We start from the raw sequence: 15,823 nt of genomic DNA, 5'->3' as shown, positions 1-15,823 counted from the left end.
TCGGCAGGTCTGGCATCATCGGGATCGCCTCCAGGATGTGTAGTTATAGCCAGTTTAGTCCGAAACGGCAAGGACGTACAGCGTCGCCCCGAGGGCACGCCGACTCCCGGGGGAACAGCGGGCAAGGCGAGACCCAGCAGCGACATCGTCGCGATGCGGCTCGCTGACCGCCCCCAGGAAAGCGGCGTGCCGGACAGGGCGGCTTGAAGGGCAATGAAAGCAGAGGAGCGCCATCCCATCCGGGATGACGCTCCTCTGCTCAAAATTATTTGAAGTTTTTCAGTGCCCTCCGCTTCGCTTAGGTGGTTTTTACATCATCGCGAACGAGGATCATATCCTCCACAGCGGTTCCCACGATTCAAACTTGCAAAAGCACATCATCCACTTGATCCAACAAGTACAGGCAGGGCATGCGGAACAAGAGTCACTTCTCCATGAATCGTTTTGGACGATTCACTATTTCACCACACCATGAGAGAGACGATTCGGGCGTCTCTTTTTTTTGCGCGTGAAAAAACGCCTCCCGAGGGAAGCGTTAATCAGATTGAGACATAATTGTTATTACTTTTTCGTAGTATTCAGTGGCTAGTTTATACTTACCATTCTCTCTTAATTCTCGCGCAAGCCAAAATGCATACTTTTGAATATAGACATAGTCATCATGCAGTTCGAAATACTGCACTGCTTTTTTCAACGTAATTATCAGCTTAATCTTGTCTTTTTCCTGATAGCAATTTTTATAAATTTCAAAGTGATGAATGAACTCCTCTAAATTTTCCTGCTCTTCCATCAACTCATATCCCTTTGATAGCCAGTTAAGAATTCCTTCTCGATCATTATAGTTAGAATACGCTTCGATTAGTGAAAGCACACTATATAGTTTACTCTTCACTTCAACCTTATACGTAAAACTTTGCATAAAATACTCTAGCGCTTTATCTTGATCACCTAAAGCAGAATAGATTTCTCCCATATTATTGTAAAGCATCCCATTGTAATTTTTTAAATCAGTTGCGCTAATTACTTTTACTGCTCTTTGGTAATGAGAAAGTGCATCCGTAAGACGCCGTCTCCGTTTATGAGACAAACCGATAATGAGGTGACACTCTACAATTCTTTCTAAATAAAAGTTGTCTTGAAAATAATTTAAAGCACTTTTAACATTTTCTATAGCTTGTAAATACTCTGTTGCCCTATAGTATAGACCTCCCATAATATAGCGCATATCAGCCATCTCCCAATCGTGAATACCTGAACTCGGAAGATGTTCATTAAGTTTTTCTAGCAACTCAAGTGCTTTTTCTTTTTCATTATCTTGAAACGATTTCAAACATTTTATAAGAGTATACCTTAACTGATCATCGCGATTGAGTTGATCTTCAATCCAGCCAACCTCAACAAAATATTTTTGATCACCGCCTGGCATCATACCAAAACGAGTTAAAGTTACTAAAAGCATGATGTAAAGCTCTTTCGACTGACTCACAACAGGATTTGTAAGATATTTTTTTAATTTTTCATGTTTATCTATGTCTTTTCTGGTTAGAACCGCTTCTTTTAACAATTCTAAAATTTCACTTTTTATTTTGTCGATTTGCTCACTAAAATCAAAATAGAGCGGTACACTTAAGTCGAGTTTTTCAAAAATAAGTTCTAGGACTTCTTCACTAGGAGAAGTTTGATTGTTTTCAATTTTACTTAAGTAAGATACTGAGCAGATTCCTCTTGCTAAGACTGATTGCTTCATATTCCTTCGCATTCGCTCAATTTTGATTAAGTTCCCATAATTATATTCCATCTTAAGCAATAGCCCCTTCGCCCTAAATATTAGCGTTTTTTTAGTTACTGCTTTATCTTAAGTATCTAAACTAGGAAATTATGATTCATAAACTCGAATAAAAGCTTACTTTCTGCTCTCATTTTCCCAACTGATAGCAGTCCAATAGTCTAATTATCCGTGATAAAATTTAACTATACAAAAAAAAGTAACAAAGTCTTCATCTAGGTATAACGATTCAAATTAAAAATAATAAAAGGTAATTCAATTTCCGGAGGTGAATACAACAAATGGGTAAATTAAACTTTTTACTTGCAGAAGATTACATTAAACCTAGAATTTACTTCCAGCCGAAGCAAGCGTCTTCTTTCAAAGCTTCCTATTCCTATGCTGACACTAATCAGTTTGAGGGATTAGAGCATTTGACCCAATTGTTACGTTCATCTAAAGGCTTTATCCTCAACGCGTTTCAAATTGATTACTATCAGGCTTTACCAAAACTAATCGCTAGAACGCTTCAAGAAAATCGTTCTCATAAAAAGCTATACATTCTTGGTCCTGAACTGTCTCTCTCTATTCTAAAGCGCAGTTCAAAAACAGTCTATGAGAAACATTTTCAAGAGTTCGGCTATATCAACATTGAACAGGATCAACAAAGTGTTGTTAGCCAGTGTCTATCTTTATTGAAAGAAGGACACATCCTATATATTCTTCCAGAAGCATCAATCTGCTGGCGACCAGAACCACTCCAACAGTTTGAAAATCAATTTCCTCCTCTTTGCAGCACACTGCTCAGTCAAGAAGCCCATGTTCCAATTTTGTCATCTGCTACGACAGAAGAGTCTGACAAAGTTACGCTCTATGAACCGAACATGCCACAACAATTCATCGGAGATTTTGAATCACGGATTGAACAACAATCTGAAGCAATCTACACATTGCTAGAATCACCACTCTCTGACTACTGAGCGACATCACACTAGGGATCACAGCTTATCCACATAAACCAACACACATCGGAGGAATTTAATCATGAAAAAAGTAACTGGTATCTTCTTTATCGCAGCAGCAGTATTACTTCTAGGCAGTTCATTCAAACCATTGGGTGAAGAATTACCGCGCCTTACAAAAACAGTAATTCCGGTTCAACAATTCGGGGAAGAGTTACCACGTCTTACAAAATCAGTGGTACCAACTCAACAGTTCGGTGAAGAATTACCACGTCTTACAAAACTCGACTCCACTGTTAGACCATTTGGGGAAGAACTCCCACGCTTAACTTAATACTTAAACGAGACGCCTCTGTGCGTCTCTTTTTTTATTCCGGGTGCGACTATCGTTCTATTTTTTTAAAAAAAGATAAACAATTTACATATTAATCTCCATTTTTTTCTTGTTTGCTTATATAATAGCGAAGACATGAAGACGATTTCATTTCATCGTTATTTCAAAGATTCAAGAAAAAGGAGCGAATCACGATTGAACATAGAAAAAACACCTTGGCATTTAAAACTCTTACTTAGCACATCCCTCGTCTTCACTGGTGCAGCAGTCATCCCGCTCGAGCTTTCACAGACCGGATTTGAATCAACTCGTGTCGAAGCGGCCACTACATATAAAACAACTGCCAATTTAAATCTTCGCCTTAGTGCAGCGACTTGGAGCAAAGTCCTTCTGACAATCCCAGCAGGCGCGACGATCAAATATATAAGCAAGTACGGCTCGTGGTATAAAGTCTCTTACGGTGGCAAGACGGGGTACGTCGCTTCACAGTATGTGAAGCAGACAACCGCTTCGACGATGACGACTAGTTCAACGAAAGCCTATACGACAACCGTCAACTTAAATTTACGGAAAAGCGCCTCGACGAGAGGTACGATTCTGTTGACGATTCCAACAGGGAAACGAGTGACTTATGTCAGCACATACGGTTCATGGTACAAAGTGACGTATGGCGGACAGACCGGTTACGTCTCCTCACAATATTTAAAAGCTTCAAGTCCATCGACAACGACAAGCTCGACGAAAGCTTATACAACGACTGTCAACTTGAACTTGCGGAAGAGTGCCTCGACGACCGGAACGGTATTGCTTACCATCCCATCTGGCCGCAATGTGACTTACCGAGGGACGTATGGCTCGTGGTATAAAGTCTCTTACGGTGGGAAAACCGGCTACGTCGCAGCGCGCTATTTGAAAGCGGGCACAACGACGACACCCACTACTTCAACCGGATCAGGACGCACCGTCGTCATCGATGCCGGTCATGGCGGGAACGATCCGGGTGCGGTTTACGGATCTGTCCAAGAGAAAGTCATTGCACTCGACATCGCTAAGCGCCTGGCGAACACTCTCTCGAGCACGTACAACTATAACGTCAAAATGACTCGTGCAAACGATGGCTATTTATCCTTAGCCCAGCGTGTCTCGTTGACAAAGTCTTATAAAGGGAGCGCTTTTGTAAGCGTCCATGCCAACTCGGCACCGAGTACAGCCTACCACGGTCATGAAGTCCTCGTCCCGACGACGGAAAGCTACACGACGAATCCTTACGCCTCCGCGAGTCGTAACTTAGGAGCGGCCATCAACCGTGAACTCGGCGTACGCATCCCAACGATTCGTAACCGTGGCGTGAAGTATCAAAACGTGTATGTCGTCGGAAAGAATACCGTCCCGTCGACGCTCGTCGAATACGGATTTATTAGCAACGCGAACGATCGCGCTCATCTGACGAGTACGACATATCGTCAACGGATGGCTGATGCGACTGCTTCCGGCATTCATCAATTCATGCGTTCATCTAACTAATTCAAAGAGACCCGGCTGAATGTTCAGCTGGGTCTCTATTTGTATTGCGTCACATCGCACCGCCAGATTTTATGAGGCGCGCCGAGTCCCCAGTAATGGTCGATCGTGAGTACAGGTGGACCCATCCGTTTTTCCCAGTACGTTTGGGAAGTCGGAAACCCCGCATCGAGATAAAAAATCGGCTGTCCCCTGCTCAACAGCTCGTCCATCACGTTTTTAAGCAAGAAATGACCGACCCCTTGCCGCTGCTCACTCGGCGTCACATAGATGCATCCGACTTCCGGTACGTCCGGCTCGACATCGAGATGTGCCGTGATAATCTCGTTCGGAGGAAGGATGGCCGCTGTTCCAACGATGACGTCGTCTTTTAGCACGACAAACAATTGGACAGTCTCATCATCCAAACTATCTTGAACGGTCGTATTCAAGCGCGCCACTTCCTCGTCCAACAAATCAGCGTCTTCAAACTGTTCCCGGCGGATCAAATCGCTCAGACTCTCCATAAACAAACGCTGGAGCGGTTTGACATCATCTCGTTCAAGCGGACGAAAGTTCAATATTTCCACTTCCCTCTATCCATAATCATACGTTTCCTTCTTTACCCGCGTCTCTGCCTACCGTAACGTTCGGTTGATGCGACCCTTCCACCGCCTCGAGTTGTTCGAGATGGTCATACCCGAGATGCCCGTGCGTCTTCCAGACGAGCACGATTGCCGTCGTGAACAACAAGAGCGTCAAATAAAGAAACCCGATTGAGACCTGCCCCGGCTCGATCAAGGGGACGAGGGCAAACGAGACGTTAAACGTCGTATGCAGTAAAAAAGCCGCCCATAAGTTCATCGTCGTGACGTTATATAACCACGAGATGATCAACGTAAACGATAGAATGGCGACGGCGTAAGCCCAAAACGGGAGGGATGCCTGTCCGGTGCCCGTCATCAAGAAGAGCGGAATATGCCAAACCGCCCACACCACGCCGACGAACAGGCTCGCCTGGAGCGGCGTCTTGTTGAGTTGCAGCGCGTCGAGCAAATACCCGCGCCAACCATACTCTTGTTGAATCGTTCCCCCGAGAAATAACATGTAGAGGAAGTACGGGATGACGAGCCAAGGTTCGTTCAACAGTAACGCACCGCTCGCATCGGTCAGCCAGTACGCGAGGACAAATAAGAACGGGATGAGCAACAGGCCGAACGCATAGTACTTACCAGCCATCCGCCACTCGAAGCCTCGCTTCCACAGTGTCCGCACCCCACTCCATCCGTTTTCTCGAAACGCCATATAACCGCCGGCCACGCTCGGTCCGAACGAACCGATCAAGACGGTCGCTAGAATCGGCAGGCTTGTCCACGTATAGAGCCCCCACCAGCTTAACCATGAGAACGCGAACGCGATGATGATAAACGTTATGACTTCTTTTCGTGTCGGGATCATGCGCTCCGCCTCCTTTTATATGTAGTTTACCCACTCTAGAAGCGACTTGCCTACTTCACCGGCAAAATATTTTTACCATACGAAGCAAAATGATAGGTCGGCTACTATTTGCCGAGGTATAATCAGAATTACAACAAAATCACATTTACTAGCGAGGTACACATGGAACCAGTAGTCGAACACTCGATGAGTCACAATTACTTTCTCGTGATTCTTTCTTATATTATCGCCGCCGTTTCCGCTTATGCTGCCATCGAACTGGCACGCCGCGTGAATGCGACGAATCGCTCCACCCAAAATATGTGGATTTTGGCGGGCGGTGCCACCCTCGGACTCGGGATTTGGTCGATGCACTTCATCGCCATGCTCGCTCACGAGGCGTTGCGCCCCGTCACATATTCGATCCCTCTCGTTTTACTGTCCGTCATCATTGCGATGGCCGGCTGTATCTTTGGCTTCTTGATTGTCTCGCGCCGTAAGACTCATCCTGCTTTGATCGGTGCAGGACTGTTGATGGGAATCAGCATCGCCAGCATGCATTACGTCGGTATGGACGCGATTCAAGGCGTCGCGATTTCGTATGATCCATGGTTGGCCATGTTGTCGATCATCATCGCCATCGCCGCCTCACTTATCGCCTTATGGATCGGCTTCTACTCGAAGTACGCCAAACAAAAGATTGACCTCGAGTTAAAAGTGTTCTTTTCACTGCTCATGGGCATCGCGATTTTCGGGATGCATTTCGTCGGCATGGCCGCGTCATCGTTCGCGTTCATCGAAGCGAACGGTCCGTTCGCCAATGCCGTCGAACCGTCGCTCCTCGCCTGGCTCGTCACGGCGATCACGGTCATCTTGTTTGTCATCTTCTTCTTGTCGCTCACGCTCGATCATCATCTAAAAAAACGAGAACTCATCCAAGCGACGATTCTCGATTCGACGACGGATGCGGTCGTCACGACGACGAAAGATGGTGTGATCCAGTACGCCAACACCGCGTTTTATCGTTTGTTTGATCAGACGGACGATACTTTTTTCCAAGACTATCATTCGTCCTTGACGATCAATCAACCGTTCTATGACCCGAGACGGGTCGAGATCGACGATAAGACGATTGAAGTGACGAGCTATCCGCTCAAAGGTGAAACGATGGACCAAGTGCTCTGGTTTTTACGGGACGTCTCGGAGGCGATCGCCTCACAACGTCTCGTCGAACATATGGCGTATCACGATACGCTCACTGATCTGCCGAACCGCCACAAGCTCGAACGCATCCTTACGGAACATATTCAAATCGAGGACCCAGTCGCTTGTCTTTACATCGACATCGACCGCTGGCGTTTCTTGAGCGATATGCTCGGACATCACGGCACGGACGAATTGACGATGCAAATCGCCGAACGTCTTCGCGTCACGATCCATCCAGATGACATTTTGACACGAGTCGGTGCTTCGGAATTCATTATCTTACTGTTCGATAAGCGCAGCACACTCGCCAAACAAAAAGCGGAGAAGTGTATTAAAGCGATCTCGCAGCCGTTCGATATCGACGGGACGACCGTCGAGCTCACGATGAGCGCCGGCGTCAGTCATTATCCGAAAGACACGACGTCCGCGGACGAGCTCGTCCAATACGCGCGACTCACCGTCCACGAATCAAAACGGATCGGGAAAAACCAAATTAAAGAGTTTGAAGACGAATCGAAACATCAAATTTTACGCACGGTCGAGATCGAGAAAGCGCTCATTCACGCACTCGATCGTCACGAGTTCACGCTCGTCTATCAACCGAAAGTATCGCTCACGAAAAATCGACTCGAAGGCGTCGAAGCGCTCTTGCGTTGGAATCATTTCGAACTCGGCGATGTCACACCGACCGAATTCATCCCGATCGCAGAAAACACCGGACTGATCCATCAGATCGGCAACTGGGTCATGCGCGAGTCGTGTCTCGCTTGGGTACGCTGGAACAAGTCCGGCGTCAAGCCGTTCACGCTCTCGGTCAACGTGTCACCGCTCCAGTTCGCGCGTGAAGACTTCGTCGAGACGCTCCAAACCATCTTACAAGAGACCGGCATGGACCCGATGTTCCTCGAGCTCGAAGTGACGGAATCATCGATGTTGTCGTACGAGGCGTCGACACGCGAGAAGCTCGCCCAACTTCATCAGTACGGGATTTTGATCTCGCTCGATGATTTCGGGACTGGTTACTCGTCGTTCCGCCAACTGCGCGAACTTCCGGTCCAAGTGCTCAAGATCGACCGCTCGTTCATCGTCAACTTGTTCACAGACCGCAACCAAGAAGCGATCGTCCGCTCGATGATCCAACTCGGCCATAACCTCGGCATGAAAGTGTTGATGGAAGGCGTCGAAACGTCTGACCAACTCGAATGGTTGCTCAATGAGCAGTGCGACTACGTCCAAGGCTTTTACTTCAGTCGTCCGCTTCGCGAGAAAGACGTCGTGAAGCACGTCAAATCGGTCACGACCTATATCGAGTTCGGGAAGACCCGGGCTTAACGAGACTGCAGTTCGCTGCAGTCTTTTCGTATGCAAAAAATCTCCTATGCCAGGGGGACATTCGTGCCCGAACCGCAAGCGTTTTTGAGACTTGTTCGTTTGCTGCGGTTCGTGCATGATAATAGTATATAGAGATGAAACGGAGGAACGGATATGAGCGGGCTCTTTCTCGTCATCGGCATCACCTTATCGATTCTCTCGAAATGGCTGCAGTTTAACGGACAGAACGCGCGCGGGGATATGCTCGTATTTCCGGCTGCGTTCTTTCTCGGCTTGGCGCTGTTGTTCAGCTTGCCGTTCTTTAAAGAGTGGTGGGAGGAACCATCAAAGCGACCGAAAGCGCTCCGCTTCGCCGGACTCGTCGCCGCTGGTCTGCTATCGTTCCAGTTGTTCGCCTGGATCGTTTTCGGCCAAGGCGAATGGCTCGGTGCACTGTTCTTAATCCCCTTCCTCGGCTGCCTTTACTTCATCATCCGTACGTTCAAATGAAAACGGGGAAAGCGCTCATGCGCTCCCCCATTTTCGTTCTTCTCGCAATTCGGCTTCGGTGACATAGTTGTTGTCGAGAGTGACCATGTGGCGTTCATACAAACGTTGTTCGACGATGGCAATCAAATACGCCACCAAACCAATCAACGCAAACGTTTGGAGCGAAATCAAATCCGTCAGCAGCGCATATACCCATACCAAAATGAGCGGTAGGAAGATGAGCCCGAACAATGAATTGAAGTGAATGAGCCGCCTCGCTTCCCGCGACTGTAAATACTGTTTCTTGATGTTCTCACGACGCCACATTTTCCGGAAGTCCGGCAGACTCGCTACCGCACCGAGAAACATAACCATCACCGGCGAGAGCCAGCCACATTCTAGCGAGAAAAACATGAGCCCAGCGAACACCGCTGAGATGAACGCGACCGTGGAATGCTTTGCCTCATCGAACGCCGTCAATTCACGCATCTGGCTCCGCTTATCCATATCGTTCTTCCTTTTCAATTTCCCGCGCTTCTTTAATTGCTTTGATATCTTGATCCGTCAAATAGTTCCCATCATGTTTTTGAATGATACGGTCGAGCCATTTCCCAAAGAACGTCGCGCCCCAGAAAAAGGCTTGTGATAAAAGAAATGCTTGGAACGATTGCGGCTGCGACGTTTGATTGAACACAACGATCCCGTAGTAGCCGAGAGCGACAAGTCCCAGTAAATAAGCGGTATGCCGCAGCATCAACAGCTTTCGCGCCTTCTCATTTTTCACGAAGCGGCGCCACATCCGAAAACGCATCACCTCTGTCGTGACGACGAGACTAAATATAGAGAACATGAATATCAGGAAAAATGAATCCGGCATCTCCCAATACGACGCGTAAATCAGCATGCCGATAATTGCTGACACACCGATTATGCCGACGCCCCAGCTTGTCCATTTATCCATTCGCAACACTGTATCGATCTGTTGTTTCGTTTGCGGTGATAGTTCCATTATGATTTCATCCTTTCAATCACTTGGTCGTATGTCGGCATGTCAGGGTCAACCGCTTTCAGTTTGTTTCTAATCAATCGGTCTCGATAAGAATCGGTAAAACGCATCATAGCAAATAAAGCCCCAATCAAAAATCCGATTGAGTGATTGAGAACCAGCGCCGTCATTGAAGTCGAAAGCAATAGTGCATCCAACCAAGTCATTGCATATTGTATGCGAAGCAATTTGAGGGTTTGAAAAGTTTCTGCAAAATGACGCATGATGCGATATTCTTTATTCCCCATGATGATGAGAAAAATTGCGAGTAACCACATCAAGGGAATGAGCCAGATCTGTTCAAAGAAAAGCGCGAATAGAAAGGTGGCCATATAAACAATCCATATCGGGACACCATACCTCCGAATATTGACGACTCTCTTAACATCGTGTCGCACCTGGTCCATTTCCTCACCTCCCTATTTCTTTATATGTAGAACGCCATACATCTTCCTGCTTCATCCGCTTATCGATTCTCATCGTCATCCATCCGGCTAACACAATCACGAGTAAACCGACTGTATAGAAAACTTTCGCCCCCAACAATTCATTGCCGTTCAATGCGATAAAGAAGGCAACCGTATTCAACATGTCACTCCCCAACTGTTGGCGATAGCGATGCGTCAATTTCGGATTCAACCGTTGTCGCATCTGATAGCGACGTATATACATCACATTGACGGGAACGAGCACGAGTGCCATGTAGACGATGCCCCAAAACAGACTGTCCGTCCACCAAACGATTGGAAGAATGACGACTAGAAACATCCCTACAATCCCATACATGAGTTGTTGGAACGAACAAACCCACGTCCGTTCCTGTTCTAATCGATTTGACATCATGTCACTTCCTCCGCTTCAAGCGAGCGTAATATCGGATCATGTTGATTCAAACGGCGTGACACCGTTTCTGTCAACGTCCCCCAAATGAACACCCCGAACGCCCAATACAGGTCGTCTTGATTGAAGACCAACAGGCCACTCACTAAAATGAGTAAACCGATCGAGCTCACGATATCGTACACGAGATGTCGTCTTAACACCTTCCGCGTAGCGAAATCGACTAAACGCGCACGTCTCATCTGGTATTTCTGCACGTCTAACATGAGCATTCTGACCCCAACGACAGTGAGAGGAATGATGAGCCACAGTTGCTTCCCGAAGAAGGATAAGACGATGGCCAATACAACGACGCTTAAAAAGATGTATCCGACCCGTGTCTGTTGCTTCTTCCAAGCCGTCTCTTGTTCAATTCGTGTCGGTTGATCCATGACTTCCCCTCCCTACTATTCTCTTACTGTATACGGAAATGAAACGATGAGGTTTCAAGTTATCCAAATATTCCCTCCATAATTATTCGACGTTTTTCAACAATTGGCGAATGATTTACGACCGTTACCAATTATTTCTGCTATAATGATAGCGTATTCATTCCTACAAATTGATGTGAAAGGTGCAAACAGTCATGGCCCCAAAGTATAAGCAAGTGGCTGAACAGATTGAGACGGATATCGTCAATCACGTCTATCAGCATACGAACAAACTCCTCACGGAAGACGAATATGCGACGAAATACGCCGTCAGCCGCAACACGGTCCGGAAAGCGATCGAGATTCTCGTCAACAAAGGCTACGCATATCAAGTCCAAGGGAGCGGCGTCTTCGTCCGTGACCATTACGACAGCGATTATGTGAACCTCGAAAAACTCCAAGGTCTCACGAGCGACTTCAGTGGACGAAAAGTCGAGACACATGTCCTCGCTTTTGAGGAGACGACGGCAAACGAGAAAGTCGCGGAACGGATGAAGTGTCCGGTCGGGACGCCTGTCTATTACGTCAAGCGGCTGCGTCTCGTCGACGACCACCCGTTCTCGCTCGAAGATTCGTACTTCCGCAAAAACCTCGTTGTCTATCTCGATCGAAACATCACCGAGAAGTCGATCTATAACTACTTCCGTAACGACCAAAAGCTCGCCATCGGTTTTGCCGACCGCGTCATTTACGCCGATTTCTTGAATGCCGATGATGCCGCCTTACTCGGGTTGAACGAAAACGATCCAGCCCTTCTCGTCGACAACACCGTCTATTTAACGAACGGTCAAATCTTCGACGTATCGCGCTCGACACATCATTTCCGCCATGTTAAGATGCTGAAAGTCTCTAACATCAAGTCTTAAACGCACTCGAGAGGTTGATCTCGCGTGCGTTTTTTTTCGTTCACATTTTATTCAAAAAGAAAGGGTTTACATGTAAGCGGTGTCGTGCTAGTATCAAACTATAGAATTTGTACCTATGAATCTTAGTTATCCATACAAAAAAGGAGAGATATTATGGTTTCTGAAACAATCGAAATTACACCCGAAGACATCTTCGGTTTAATCGCCCTCTCAGGTGACGCGAAAGCAAGTTACCACCACGCAATGCTCCTCATGCAAGAAGGCAAGCCAGAGGAAGCAGCTGAAGCGGTGACAGCCGGTGACGCGACGTTGAAAGAAGCACACGCTATCCAAACAAAATTCGTCACGCTCGAAGCACAAGGGAAAACGGCGACAGTCGGCGTCCTCATGGTGCACGCGCAAGACCATTTGATGAACACGATCCTCGTAAAAGAGATGCTCGGCTACATGATGAACATGCAAAACGAAATCAACCAATTGAAAGGAATGGATCAAAAATGATGAAAATCGGACTCTTCTGCGCAGCAGGTATGTCAACAAGTATGTTAGTAGAAAAAATGAAAGCGGTTGCCGCTGAACGTGGCCTCGAGGCAGAAATCGCAGCCTACCCAGAATCAGAAATGGAAACGTATGTGAACGACCTCGACGTCGCTCTTCTCGGACCACAAGTGAAGTACTTGCTTTCAAAAGGCAAACTGATCTGTGAGCCAAAAGGCGTTCCAATCGACGTCATCAACACAGTCGACTACGGCATGATGAACGGAACGAAAGTACTAGACCACGCACTTAAGCTTGTAAATAAATAAACTGAGGTGACTACTTTGAAAATGCCTAAAACTTTCTTGTTCGGCGCTGCTTCGGCTTCTTACCAAGTCGAAGGCGCATGGAACGAGGACGGGAAAGGCGTCTCGAACTGGGACGTCTTCTCGAAAATTCCTGGAAAGACATTTGAAAACACGAATGGCGACGTCGCTGTCGACCATTACCACCGTTATAAAGAAGACATCGCGCTTATGGCCGAAATGGGACTCGAGTCATATCGCTTCTCAATCTCATGGCCACGTATCTTCCCGAACGGTTCTGGCGAAGTCAACGAGAAGGGCCTCGAGTTTTACAACAACTTGATCGACGAGTGCTTGAAGCACAACATCGTACCGTTCGTGACGCTCTACCATTGGGACCTTCCACAGGCACTTGAAGAAAAAGGCGGTTGGCGCAGCCAAGAGACAGTTGACGCATTCGTTCGTTTCGCCGATACTTGTTTCCAATCGTTCGGCGACCGTGTCCGTCACTGGATCACGTTCAATGAAGCGGTCATCTTCTGCTCGCTCGGCTACTTGTCAGGAGCACACCCACCAGGTATCGAAGGTGATGTCAAAGCGTACTTCCAAACGACACATAACGTCTTTGTCGCTCACGCCCGTTCAATCGAGCTCTTCAAAGAAGCCGGTTACGAAGGTGAGATCGGCATCACACACGTGTTCAGCCCATCGTTCAGCATCGACAACGACCCGGACAACAAGTTCGCCGAGATGCATGCGAACGAATATGCGACACACTGGTTCTATGACCCGATCTTGAAAGGGACTTACCCTGAGTACGTGGTCAAAGGACTTAAAGAGAAAGGCCTGCTCCCTGACTGGACGGAAGAAGAACTCGACCTGCTCAAACGCACGGCTCCGATGAACGACTTCATCGGTCTCAACTACTACTGCCCGCAACGCGTCATGAAAAATGACACAGCGCTCGTCATGGCCGGTGGCCGTGAGAACTCGACGGGCCGCCCAGGTAACCCATCGTTCGACGGCGTCTACAAGACAGTCGAGATGGAAGACAAGGTTTACACGAAGTGGGGCTGGGAAATCGCGCCAGACGCGTTCCTCGAAGGGCTCCGCATGCTCAAAGCTCGTTACGGCGACGTCAAGATCTACATTACAGAGAACGGTCTCGGTGATGTTGACCCAATCGTCGGCGAAGAAATTATGGATACACCGCGGATCGAGTACATCGAAAGCCACTTGCGTGCCGTGAAACATGCCGTTCAAGAAGGCATCAACGTTTCAGGTTACTACGCTTGGTCGGTCATCGACCTCCTCAGCTGGCTCAACGGATATAAGAAGCAATATGGCTTCATCTATGTTGACCACGCTAACGGTCTCGCCCGCAAGAAGAAACAGTCGTTCCATTGGTACAAAGAGATCATCGCCACGCGCGCTGAAGACCTATAAGGAGGTTTCCCCATGAGCCGCTTAGAAAGAGTATTTGAAAAGTTCACTCCAGGTTTCGTTCGTTTTGCGAACGCAAAGCCCGTCCTTGCAATTAAGGACGGGTTCATCCTGACAATGCCGATGACGATCATCGGTTCACTGTTCCTGCTTATCTTGGCACTACCGATTCCAGGTTGGGCCGAGTTCATGTCAGGATTATTCGGAGCCGATTGGACGCTCCCACTCACGCAAGTCGTCGGTGCGACGTTTGACATCCTCGCTTTAATCGGGGTATTCGGAATCGCCTACTCGTACGTCAAAAACGAAAAGATTGAAGGCGTACCAGCTGGTATCCTCGGAATCATCTCGTTCTTGATCATCACACAAGCTTCTGTCCTCTCTGAATCAGGAGAAGCAGTCAACGGAGTCATCCCGAAAGTATGGACAGGTGGACAAGGTGTCCTCGCTGCCATCGTCGTCGGTTTAGTCGTCGGATTCATTTATTCGCAATTCATCAAACGCGGGATCAGCATTAAAATGCCTGACGGTGTCCCACCTGGTGTTTCGAACTCATTCTCGGCACTCGTTCCTGGTCTTGCGATCATCGCACTTGCTGCTGTGACATTCGCTGTCTTCCAAGCAGTTGCAGAGCGTACGTTCACAGAAGTCGTCTATGACGTGCTTCAATCACCACTTCAAAACTTGACAGACACGCTCGCAGGAGCAGTCATCATCATGGTTCTCATGTCAGTCATGTGGTGGTGTGGAATTCACGGTGCCGCAATCATCATGGGTATCATGGGGCCACTCCTTACAGCAAACGCGCTTCAAAACCAAGCACTCATCGATGCGGGTGAAACACTCGTTGCCGGTGAGAACGCGAAAATCGTTACAATCCAGTTCCTCGACGTCTTCACGAAGCTCGGTGGTTCAGGAATCACGATCGGATTCATCATCGCCACACTTATCGTCGCCCGTTCGGCTCACTTGAAACAGCTCGGTAAGCTCTCGCTTGCACCAAGTTTGTTCAACATCAACGAGCCGGTCATCTTCGGGATGCCGATCGTGTTCAACCCGATCATGTTCGTACCGTTCGTTATCGTACCTGCAATCGCATCGTTCATGGTGTACTTCTCAATCCTTTGGGGCTGGGTCGATCCGTTCAACGCACTTCAAGTGCCATGGACGACACCACCGATCATCTCTGGTTTCTTAATCGGCGGATGGCGTGCAGCGCTCTTGCAGATCGTCACGATCGCAATGGCAGTAGCCGTCTACCTCCCGTTCGTCCGCATGCAAGACCGCGTCTCGTACGGTGAAGAGTTGAAAGCACAAGAAGAAGCAGAAAAAGCGTCAGCCTAAGTAAAAAACGACAGCCCTTCTCAGCGATG

At 47.7% G+C, this 15,823-nt stretch carries 18 protein-coding genes; 10 read left to right on the top strand and 8 right to left on the bottom strand.

What is annotated here, in order from left to right:
* Nucleotides 1-535: 535 nt before the first annotated feature.
* Nucleotides 536-1,798: a helix-turn-helix domain-containing protein gene (locus EVJ28_RS11925; RefSeq protein ID WP_131470285.1), complete on the bottom strand. Its 1,263-nt coding sequence runs from the start codon at nucleotides 1,796-1,798 to the stop codon at nucleotides 536-538.
* 269 nt (nucleotides 1,799-2,067) lie between these two features.
* Here EVJ28_RS11925 and EVJ28_RS11920 point away from each other — a divergent pair, with 269 nt between their 5' ends.
* The 3 genes from EVJ28_RS11920 (at nucleotide 2,068) to EVJ28_RS11910 (ending at nucleotide 4,585) form a co-directional block, all read left to right on the top strand.
* Nucleotides 2,068-2,745: a hypothetical protein gene (locus EVJ28_RS11920; RefSeq protein ID WP_131470286.1), complete on the top strand. Its 678-nt coding sequence runs from the start codon at nucleotides 2,068-2,070 to the stop codon at nucleotides 2,743-2,745.
* A gap of 64 nt (nucleotides 2,746-2,809) precedes the next feature.
* The gene (locus EVJ28_RS11915; protein ID WP_131470287.1) at nucleotides 2,810-3,061 is read left to right on the top strand and encodes a hypothetical protein; all 252 of its coding nucleotides are present in this window, start codon (nucleotides 2,810-2,812) and stop codon (nucleotides 3,059-3,061) included.
* A 195-nt stretch (nucleotides 3,062-3,256) separates the two neighbouring features.
* A complete protein-coding gene (locus EVJ28_RS11910; RefSeq protein ID WP_236634151.1) occupies nucleotides 3,257-4,585 on the top strand; it encodes an N-acetylmuramoyl-L-alanine amidase family protein in 1,329 nt (442 codons plus the stop codon).
* Nucleotides 4,586-4,620: 35 nt separating this feature from the next.
* Here EVJ28_RS11910 and EVJ28_RS11905 read toward each other — a convergent pair whose 3' ends face one another.
* Together EVJ28_RS11905 and EVJ28_RS11900 are read right to left on the bottom strand one after the other, a co-directional pair.
* Nucleotides 4,621-5,151: a GNAT family N-acetyltransferase gene (locus tag EVJ28_RS11905; protein WP_236634150.1), complete on the bottom strand. Its 531-nt coding sequence runs from the start codon at nucleotides 5,149-5,151 to the stop codon at nucleotides 4,621-4,623.
* 16 nt (nucleotides 5,152-5,167) lie between these two features.
* Complete coding sequence (locus tag EVJ28_RS11900) at nucleotides 5,168-6,019, bottom strand: CPBP family intramembrane glutamic endopeptidase (RefSeq protein WP_131458900.1); 852 nt, start codon at nucleotides 6,017-6,019, stop codon at nucleotides 5,168-5,170.
* Between the two features lie 162 nt (nucleotides 6,020-6,181).
* On the opposite strand from EVJ28_RS11900, the gene EVJ28_RS11895 reads away from it, so the two are divergent.
* Nucleotides 6,182-8,536 (top strand): bifunctional diguanylate cyclase/phosphodiesterase, encoded by a 2,355-nt coding sequence (locus EVJ28_RS11895; RefSeq protein WP_236634149.1) that lies wholly within the window; start codon nucleotides 6,182-6,184, stop codon nucleotides 8,534-8,536.
* A gap of 153 nt (nucleotides 8,537-8,689) precedes the next feature.
* Entirely contained in the window at nucleotides 8,690-9,025 is a 336-nt protein-coding gene (locus EVJ28_RS11890; protein ID WP_131458901.1) for a hypothetical protein, read from the top strand.
* A gap of 15 nt (nucleotides 9,026-9,040) precedes the next feature.
* Here the strand turns inward: EVJ28_RS11890 and EVJ28_RS11885 are convergent, their stop codons facing one another.
* From EVJ28_RS11885 to EVJ28_RS11865, 5 genes are read right to left on the bottom strand one after another with little or no spacing between them, the layout of a single operon-like run.
* Complete coding sequence (locus tag EVJ28_RS11885) at nucleotides 9,041-9,511, bottom strand: hypothetical protein (protein ID WP_131458902.1); 471 nt, start codon at nucleotides 9,509-9,511, stop codon at nucleotides 9,041-9,043.
* Nucleotides 9,504-10,013 carry a hypothetical protein gene (locus tag EVJ28_RS11880; RefSeq protein WP_131458903.1) on the bottom strand — a complete coding sequence of 170 codons (510 nt, stop codon included), beginning with the start codon at nucleotides 10,011-10,013 and terminating at the stop codon, nucleotides 9,504-9,506. Before EVJ28_RS11880 ends, EVJ28_RS11885 begins: the two co-directional genes overlap by 8 nt.
* The gene (locus tag EVJ28_RS11875) at nucleotides 10,013-10,456 is read right to left on the bottom strand and encodes a hypothetical protein (RefSeq protein ID WP_131489108.1); all 444 of its coding nucleotides are present in this window, start codon (nucleotides 10,454-10,456) and stop codon (nucleotides 10,013-10,015) included. The genes EVJ28_RS11880 and EVJ28_RS11875 overlap by 1 nt, the downstream gene beginning before the upstream one ends.
* A 4-nt stretch (nucleotides 10,457-10,460) precedes the next feature.
* On the bottom strand, nucleotides 10,461-10,889 hold the full coding sequence (locus EVJ28_RS11870) for a hypothetical protein (RefSeq protein WP_131458905.1): 429 nt from the start codon (nucleotides 10,887-10,889) through the stop codon (nucleotides 10,461-10,463).
* On the bottom strand, nucleotides 10,889-11,320 hold the full coding sequence (locus tag EVJ28_RS11865) for a hypothetical protein (RefSeq protein WP_131468142.1): 432 nt from the start codon (nucleotides 11,318-11,320) through the stop codon (nucleotides 10,889-10,891). Before EVJ28_RS11865 ends, EVJ28_RS11870 begins: the two co-directional genes overlap by 1 nt.
* A 194-nt stretch (nucleotides 11,321-11,514) precedes the next feature.
* Here EVJ28_RS11865 and EVJ28_RS11860 point away from each other — a divergent pair, with 194 nt between their 5' ends.
* The 5 genes from EVJ28_RS11860 (at nucleotide 11,515) to EVJ28_RS11840 (ending at nucleotide 15,794) form a co-directional block, all read left to right on the top strand.
* On the top strand, nucleotides 11,515-12,225 hold the full coding sequence (locus tag EVJ28_RS11860) for a GntR family transcriptional regulator (protein WP_131458907.1): 711 nt from the start codon (nucleotides 11,515-11,517) through the stop codon (nucleotides 12,223-12,225).
* Nucleotides 12,226-12,378: 153 nt separating this feature from the next.
* A complete protein-coding gene (locus EVJ28_RS11855; protein ID WP_070329089.1) occupies nucleotides 12,379-12,726 on the top strand; it encodes a PTS lactose/cellobiose transporter subunit IIA in 348 nt (115 codons plus the stop codon).
* Nucleotides 12,723-13,031: a PTS sugar transporter subunit IIB gene (locus EVJ28_RS11850; protein ID WP_131458908.1), complete on the top strand. Its 309-nt coding sequence runs from the start codon at nucleotides 12,723-12,725 to the stop codon at nucleotides 13,029-13,031. The genes EVJ28_RS11855 and EVJ28_RS11850 overlap by 4 nt, the downstream gene beginning before the upstream one ends.
* Nucleotides 13,032-13,046: 15 nt before the next feature.
* Nucleotides 13,047-14,453 (top strand): glycoside hydrolase family 1 protein, encoded by a 1,407-nt coding sequence (locus EVJ28_RS11845; RefSeq protein ID WP_131458909.1) that lies wholly within the window; start codon nucleotides 13,047-13,049, stop codon nucleotides 14,451-14,453.
* Between the two features lie 12 nt (nucleotides 14,454-14,465).
* Nucleotides 14,466-15,794 carry a PTS sugar transporter subunit IIC gene (locus EVJ28_RS11840; RefSeq protein WP_131458910.1) on the top strand — a complete coding sequence of 443 codons (1,329 nt, stop codon included), beginning with the start codon at nucleotides 14,466-14,468 and terminating at the stop codon, nucleotides 15,792-15,794.
* Nucleotides 15,795-15,823: the final 29 nt, after the last annotated feature.

Source organism: Exiguobacterium sp. SH3S3, assembly GCF_004337115.1.
Taxonomy (GTDB): Bacteria; Bacillota; Bacilli; order Exiguobacteriales; family Exiguobacteriaceae; genus Exiguobacterium; species Exiguobacterium aurantiacum_A.
Note: the sequence above shows the minus strand (reverse complement) of the source record. Positions and strands in the feature narration are given on the sequence as shown.

Coding starts and splice junctions, on each gene's coding strand:
- EVJ28_RS11875 (WP_131489108.1), bottom strand. CDS start 10,456: ATGGACCAGGTGCGACACGATGTTAAGAGAGTCGTCAATATTCGGAGG.
- EVJ28_RS11885 (WP_131458902.1), bottom strand. CDS start 9,511: ATGGATAAGCGGAGCCAGATGCGTGAATTGACGGCGTTCGATGAGGCA.
- EVJ28_RS11895 (WP_236634149.1), top strand. CDS start 6,182: ATGGAACCAGTAGTCGAACACTCGATGAGTCACAATTACTTTCTCGTG.
- EVJ28_RS11860 (WP_131458907.1), top strand. CDS start 11,515: ATGGCCCCAAAGTATAAGCAAGTGGCTGAACAGATTGAGACGGATATC.
- EVJ28_RS11850 (WP_131458908.1), top strand. CDS start 12,723: ATGATGAAAATCGGACTCTTCTGCGCAGCAGGTATGTCAACAAGTATG.
- EVJ28_RS11920 (WP_131470286.1), top strand. CDS start 2,068: ATGGGTAAATTAAACTTTTTACTTGCAGAAGATTACATTAAACCTAGA.
- EVJ28_RS11915 (WP_131470287.1), top strand. CDS start 2,810: ATGAAAAAAGTAACTGGTATCTTCTTTATCGCAGCAGCAGTATTACTT.
- EVJ28_RS11890 (WP_131458901.1), top strand. CDS start 8,690: ATGAGCGGGCTCTTTCTCGTCATCGGCATCACCTTATCGATTCTCTCG.
- EVJ28_RS11925 (WP_131470285.1), bottom strand. CDS start 1,798: ATGGAATATAATTATGGGAACTTAATCAAAATTGAGCGAATGCGAAGG.
- EVJ28_RS11865 (WP_131468142.1), bottom strand. CDS start 11,320: ATGGATCAACCGACACGAATTGAACAAGAGACGGCTTGGAAGAAGCAA.
- EVJ28_RS11900 (WP_131458900.1), bottom strand. CDS start 6,019: ATGATCCCGACACGAAAAGAAGTCATAACGTTTATCATCATCGCGTTC.
- EVJ28_RS11880 (WP_131458903.1), bottom strand. CDS start 10,013: ATGGAACTATCACCGCAAACGAAACAACAGATCGATACAGTGTTGCGA.
- EVJ28_RS11855 (WP_070329089.1), top strand. CDS start 12,379: ATGGTTTCTGAAACAATCGAAATTACACCCGAAGACATCTTCGGTTTA.
- EVJ28_RS11840 (WP_131458910.1), top strand. CDS start 14,466: ATGAGCCGCTTAGAAAGAGTATTTGAAAAGTTCACTCCAGGTTTCGTT.
- EVJ28_RS11870 (WP_131458905.1), bottom strand. CDS start 10,889: ATGTCAAATCGATTAGAACAGGAACGGACGTGGGTTTGTTCGTTCCAA.